Raw genomic sequence first — 5,629 nt, 5'->3', positions numbered from 1 at the left:
TTCAGTACCTCCTTCAAGTATTGATTTTGACGGGCTACAAGAAGTCACAACGATTTTTGATAGAAAAGGTGTATTGGTTGCGGTGTTAACTGATTTTCCAAAATCTAAGTTTAATTATCTAAAGAGTGCGATCGGAGGCAAGTATCAGAAAGTGAGCGAGAAAATCCCGTTTGTTGGGAACAAGAGCGCTACTTATCGCGATGGTGAAACGGAAATCACCCTAGATGCGCCACACATGAGTTTTACGATGTCTATGAACTACATTCGTGATGATTTTATGCGTACTTTTAATTCACAGAGCGAAGCCGAAAGACGACGAAAGCAATCAAACGAGTCATCACAGCTATAAGGAGGCAGTTATGAAAAAAGTATCAAAGTATCTTTTGTATGCCTGGTCTGCTCTGATGGTATTCGCGGGTATTAACTTTTGGCTATCAACGATGGGAATCGTTTATGGCGGAGAGTTTACCTTGCAAGCGACTTTGGTTAAGGGAATGGGAATGACGATGGTATGGCTTGCGCTGTTCGGTTTGTGGTTTAGCTTATCTGCAAGGAACGTAGCTCAATAGGTTGCAGGATAAAAGTAATAACGAGCTTTTCTTAGGGCTCGTTGTTTCGTCCAAATAGATTAATGGGATATAGAAATGAAAATAAGAGAACTGTTGGCGCAGATGCAAAAGCTAGACTTGGAGAAAGAGATATATGTATTCGATGAACCGCAGAATACGTTAGATGGTTTGCCAGCATTAAGGCCGGTTAGCAGCTGCTGCTTGATAAACGAACGAGATATAAGTCGTGAAACTTATGAAGTAGCAACAAACAAAAAGGAGTTTGCAGTACTTAAGATGTCATACGCAAAGTCAAACCCATGTATAGCAATACCTGAGATAGGGACACAAGAACTTATTGTTCGTCTAGCTGATCGTTTGGAGGGGGAGCCGCGACAGTTATTCCTTACTCAGTCCTTTGGCTTGGATAGCTCAGAGATGAGTGAAGATGCAATCTACGCAATTTACCGAAAACTCAATCAAGACAACGTAGATGCAGGGAGTCGGAATGACGAGTTTGTGGTCCATGAAGCATTAGATCGAACCTATCAGATATTGGATCAGCTTCAAAGATCCCTGAGTGATAACCGGTTTGTTCAGAATAACGCGGAACTTAGGTCTTCATATGAAGCCTCTGTCGAAGGGCTCGCAGATCTTTATCAATTGATTGGAGCCAAGGCTTGCGACTGATTTGTGAGCTTTAGTTCTATCACAAATTCAAATTAACTATTGAAAAGGAAATTCATAAATGAAAAAAGCACTAATTGTATGCGTAATATCTTTAGGGCTGCTTGCTGGGTGTAAGCACGGAGCCGAGGTAAACCAAAGCAAGCTTTGTCACGCTTCCAGTGATGCAGAAGCTATGCAATGTAAAGCTGGTGAACTCATGTATTTCGCCCCAAATTTCTTTGGTAATGAACAGCTACCTTTGAATATTGCTGGAGCGTACTGTGACTTTAATCATCAGGTTATGCATACAACGGGCGGGGTGCTTTGTGTGCTTACTGATAAGCGACTGAGTTTAATTGGGGGGTAAAAAGCGATACGGAGAATGTCCCTCTATTGTCCCTGAGAAAGGTTGCTCTACATCCCTATTATAGAACTCATTAAGCAAATACTAATTAGGTTCTTAGGGGATGAATTTATTATGAAATACGAAGACTTTGATTTAAACCTGCTTGATTCGGATTATCTAATACTAGATGTTGAAGCAACGGGATTAGGAAATAACGATCAGATTATAGAACTATCGATTATTGATAAAAATGGCCAGGTTGTATTTGATAAATTAATAAAAGCGACCGTGCCAATAACTGATAGTGCATTTGCAGTTCATGGCATTTCAGAAGGTGAACTAGGGGATAAACCTTTGTGGAATGACGTGATGGAGGAAGTTTATGCGTTAATTAATGGAAGGATAGTATTTATGTATAACGCTCGCTTCGATGCAGAGATCTTGGTTAGAAGTTTTGAAACCTTTAATTATCCAATTCCAAGCTTTAGTGCTGTGTGCGTAGCAGAATGGTATGCAAATTACTTTGGCGCACGTGTTCGATACAGAGACAAAAAAGCTGCTCAATCGCTTGAAAATGCGGCAAAACAACAAGGTATTGAGCGCGTTGGTAATGCTCACCGAGCCTTATCTGACGCTAACTTAACATTTGATCTACTTACGATAGTAGCTGAACAGCAAAAGCTTTATATGTCATAACGTTGAGCTTGTGATGCGTTTTGAGATTTAGAGAGACAGAAACAATGCATGGTTCTCAAATTAGAACCAAAATTCTGAATGTTAATTATCAAGTTAATAAAATTAGCGGTGCAATATAAGGGCAAGCAATGGCAAATGTAGCTAAGAAAACCGAGCATGTTGGCTCCAAAAAAGCTAAAGGGGCTTACTGGGGAAGGAAGTACCTCGCTAAAAGCGAAAGCAACAAAAAAAGAAGGGCTGAAAATACCCTTTTGATTGCCGAGCAACTCGATCAGAAGTAAGGATGTAAGAAGTATTATGGATGAGAAAACAAACTTAATCGTTAGTGTTGATAATGCGAATGCTAAAGACATTACTGATAACGTTATATCAATTGATCAAGATGATGCTTATTTTTATGTGCAATTTGAAGGTAAAGACAGACAGTATAAGTATGCAAAGAAGAATAAGAACCTTGCCTATGAAAGAATCCTTAAAGAGTTCGATGTTTCTTACAAACTCGTATCGATAAAGGGTGCCAGGCCACGAAAATTCGTTTCAGCACAGCAGGCTGGGGAGTGGTATCGATTTGTTCCAGAAAAAGGCGCCAATGTAGTGGCGCTGAGGCGTGACGTCAGTTTCATAAAGGACAAAAGATCAGATGAACGAGTGAACAAACGTTTCGAATATCTCAAAAGGCTATCTCGTTGTTTCGAAATAAAGGAAGAGGGTAAAGAGCCTAATCAGTATCTCGAAAACTACTACAAAAATTTAGGCGGTGTCGAAACTGAATCTGCACTGGCTAAGTACCTGGCTGGTGAGCTTGGGCAACGGTTCGAATTACCCAAGAAGGTATTGTTTCCCTTTGGGCTTAATCCTTCGCAGAAAAGTGCTGTTGAAAATGCACTGACAAACCAGATTAGTGTGATTGAAGGCCCTCCAGGAACAGGTAAGACACAAACCATTCTAAATATTATTGCTAATGCAGTAAGTGAAGGGCAGACCGTAGGAGTAGTTTCCGGAAATAACTCAGCTACGGATAATGTCGCTGAAAAGCTTGAAGCTAACGGATTTGGCTTTCTTACAGCAGCGCTTGGTAATGATGGTAGAAAGACAGCATTCTTTTCGAAGGAATTTGTAGAGCCTCAAAAACAAGGCTGGGTAATAACGACTGATGTTCTTGCTGCTAAGGAGGCTCATTTTAAAATGATCTCCACAAAGCTGGAAGAGGTGCTCGTGCTGGAGAATGAACTAGCAGAAATCAAGCAAAAGAAACTGGATTTTGACCTAGAGAAACAGCATTTCGAGAGCAAATATCCCGATGCCAAAAATGTGTATGCAAAACTGACTTCCCGTAGGAAGTATACCGCAGCGGATATTTTAGCCTTCAAGCAGTCGCTTATATTTGGGAAAAAGAAAAGTAAGCTAGCACTTATTTGGTCTGCGATAAAAGTATATTTTAGATTCGGTATCTCTAACTTTAAGCAAGTATCACAATGCAGCGCGGAGCTAATTTCAGATCTAGAGAAAGACTACTTCGATACCAAAGTTATAGAACTAACAGAGAGTATTTCTTCGCTTGAGAAAAAGCTTGAAGGGATAGAAAGTAAGAGTTTAATGAAGAGCTCGAAAGAACTTTCTCTTGAGTTGTTTAAGCATTCAATTGCGCTAAATCGATATGGGCTAAATCCTGAAAAGTTTACTAAAGAAGATTATCGTAATGATTACGAAACGTTTCTTAAACAGCACCCACTCATATTAAGTGCTACCCATTCGCTCAGAGGGTGCGTGGATCGTGGGACACTTCTGGATTATCTAATAATTGATGAAGCCTCTCAGGTAGATCTGGTAACTGCTGCAATTTCGTTGTCATGCTGCAAACGTCTTGTGGTCGTGGGCGATCTAAAGCAAATATCCAATTTTGCATCAGAGGCCGCTCTTGACCAGAAAGCCGAAGTAGAAGATGAATATCCGGTTGAAGAGCATTATAACTTTTACGACAACAGCATAATGTCTTCGTTGCTCAAGACTTATGGCGATCGATTACCTAAAACGATGTTAAGAGAGCACTATAGGTGTCATCCAGCGATTATTGGGTTTTGTAATAAACAGTTCTACAACGATCAGCTGTTAATTATGACCGAAGAAGGTGAGAGGAAAGACCCGTTCCTGGTTTTTCCGCTTGTGGCCGGAAATCACGCAAGGAAGTTGTTTGATGAACCGGGGCTGTTTAGTGAAAGAGAGATCTCAGTTATTAAGGATGAGGTGCTGACTGAACCTCGATTAGCGACACAAGATTCAGATGAAATTGGGATAATCGCTCCTTATAGAAAGCATATTGAGCAAACTAGGAAGTGTTTAGATGATGAGAATATGGACACTGATACAGTCTTCAAATACCAAGGTCGTGAGAAACAAGTTATCGTGTTCTCAACGGTAGCTAACTCGATAAATGACTTTATTGATCGTGCTGATACCGTTAACGTTGCCGTGTCTAGAGCAGTTGACCAGTTTGTGTTAGTGACGGGGAATAAGATCTTTAACGATAATAACTCGAATATTGGAGCCTTGGTGCGTTATATCAATTATCAAACGATGGGCAAGGCGCTGATACCAAGTAAAAAGTCATCTGTTTTTGATATGCTCTATTCAGAACAAAGCGTGCAGCGTCGAGAGTTTTTAGCCCGACATAACAAAGTTTCCATTTACCATTCAGAAAATCTCATAGATGTTCTCTTGAGAGAGGTCTTATCCTTAGAGGCTTTCCAAGATTTAGATTATGTGCTTCATGTTCAGCTAAATGACATTGTAAAAGATACGTCAGAGCTAACTTATGAACAAAGTAAATTTGTGAAGAATCCTTGGTCGCATGTAGATTTCTTGATTTATTCGCGAATCGATAAGAGCCCTGTTTTGGCAATCGAGGTTGATGGCTTCGAGTTTCACGAAAATAATGCTGAACAGCGCGGGCGAGACACGTTGAAGAACCAGGTTCTGCAGAATATTGGATTAAGGTTGTTAAGGCTAAAAACCAATGAGTGTGACGAAAAGGAACGCATAGTCGCTGCACTTGAGCGAGCTGCCAAAAGGCAAACTGTTAGTGACTCCCAAGATAATAGTACCAATAGTAAAAACTCTGATTGGGAAAGGGTCAAACGCTACGCGGATGAAGTAGTTATGGACCTAGTAGATTATTTAGAGTCTCAGGCTTGTGTTGATGTTCCTACAGTGGGTTATGAGCTGTGTGATGGCAACGGGGAAATTTTATGTGAATCAGAGCTTGCTTGGGAGAGTTATAAAGTAGCGTTGTTAATCGACTACCAAATGGATGAGGGCGAAGAGTTATTCACAAAACAAGGTTGGACGGTTGTAAGTATTGATGAGAAACCTG

Annotated in this window: 7 protein-coding genes; all 7 read left to right on the top strand. The window is 40.5% G+C overall.

The window, feature by feature from the left end:
- Positions 1 to 349 (top strand): hypothetical protein (locus tag A3761_RS27780; protein ID WP_068750446.1); only part of this gene is annotated, 349 nt, incomplete at its 5' end.
- A 10-nt stretch (positions 350 to 359) separates the two neighbouring features.
- A complete protein-coding gene (locus tag A3761_RS15340) occupies positions 360 to 569 on the top strand; it encodes a hypothetical protein (RefSeq protein ID WP_068508084.1) in 210 nt (69 codons plus the stop codon).
- Positions 570 to 644: 75 nt separating this feature from the next.
- Positions 645 to 1,238, top strand: a complete 594-nt coding sequence (locus A3761_RS15335) for a hypothetical protein (protein ID WP_068511966.1) — start codon at positions 645 to 647, stop codon at positions 1,236 to 1,238.
- 58 nt (positions 1,239 to 1,296) lie between these two features.
- The gene (locus A3761_RS15330; RefSeq protein ID WP_068511967.1) at positions 1,297 to 1,584 is read left to right on the top strand and encodes a hypothetical protein; all 288 of its coding nucleotides are present in this window, start codon (positions 1,297 to 1,299) and stop codon (positions 1,582 to 1,584) included.
- 111 nt (positions 1,585 to 1,695) lie between these two features.
- The gene (locus A3761_RS15325; protein WP_068511970.1) at positions 1,696 to 2,259 is read left to right on the top strand and encodes a 3'-5' exonuclease; all 564 of its coding nucleotides are present in this window, start codon (positions 1,696 to 1,698) and stop codon (positions 2,257 to 2,259) included.
- 128 nt (positions 2,260 to 2,387) lie between these two features.
- Positions 2,388 to 2,540 carry a hypothetical protein gene (locus A3761_RS26300; protein ID WP_156490693.1) on the top strand — a complete coding sequence of 51 codons (153 nt, stop codon included), beginning with the start codon at positions 2,388 to 2,390 and terminating at the stop codon, positions 2,538 to 2,540.
- A 16-nt stretch (positions 2,541 to 2,556) separates the two neighbouring features.
- Positions 2,557 to 5,629, top strand: a 3,073-nt coding sequence (locus A3761_RS15320) for an AAA domain-containing protein (protein WP_068750444.1), incomplete at its 3' end; no start/stop codon positions are given.

Source organism: Oleiphilus sp. HI0123 (assembly GCF_001635315.1).
Note: the sequence above shows the minus strand (reverse complement) of the source record. Positions and strands in the feature narration are given on the sequence as shown.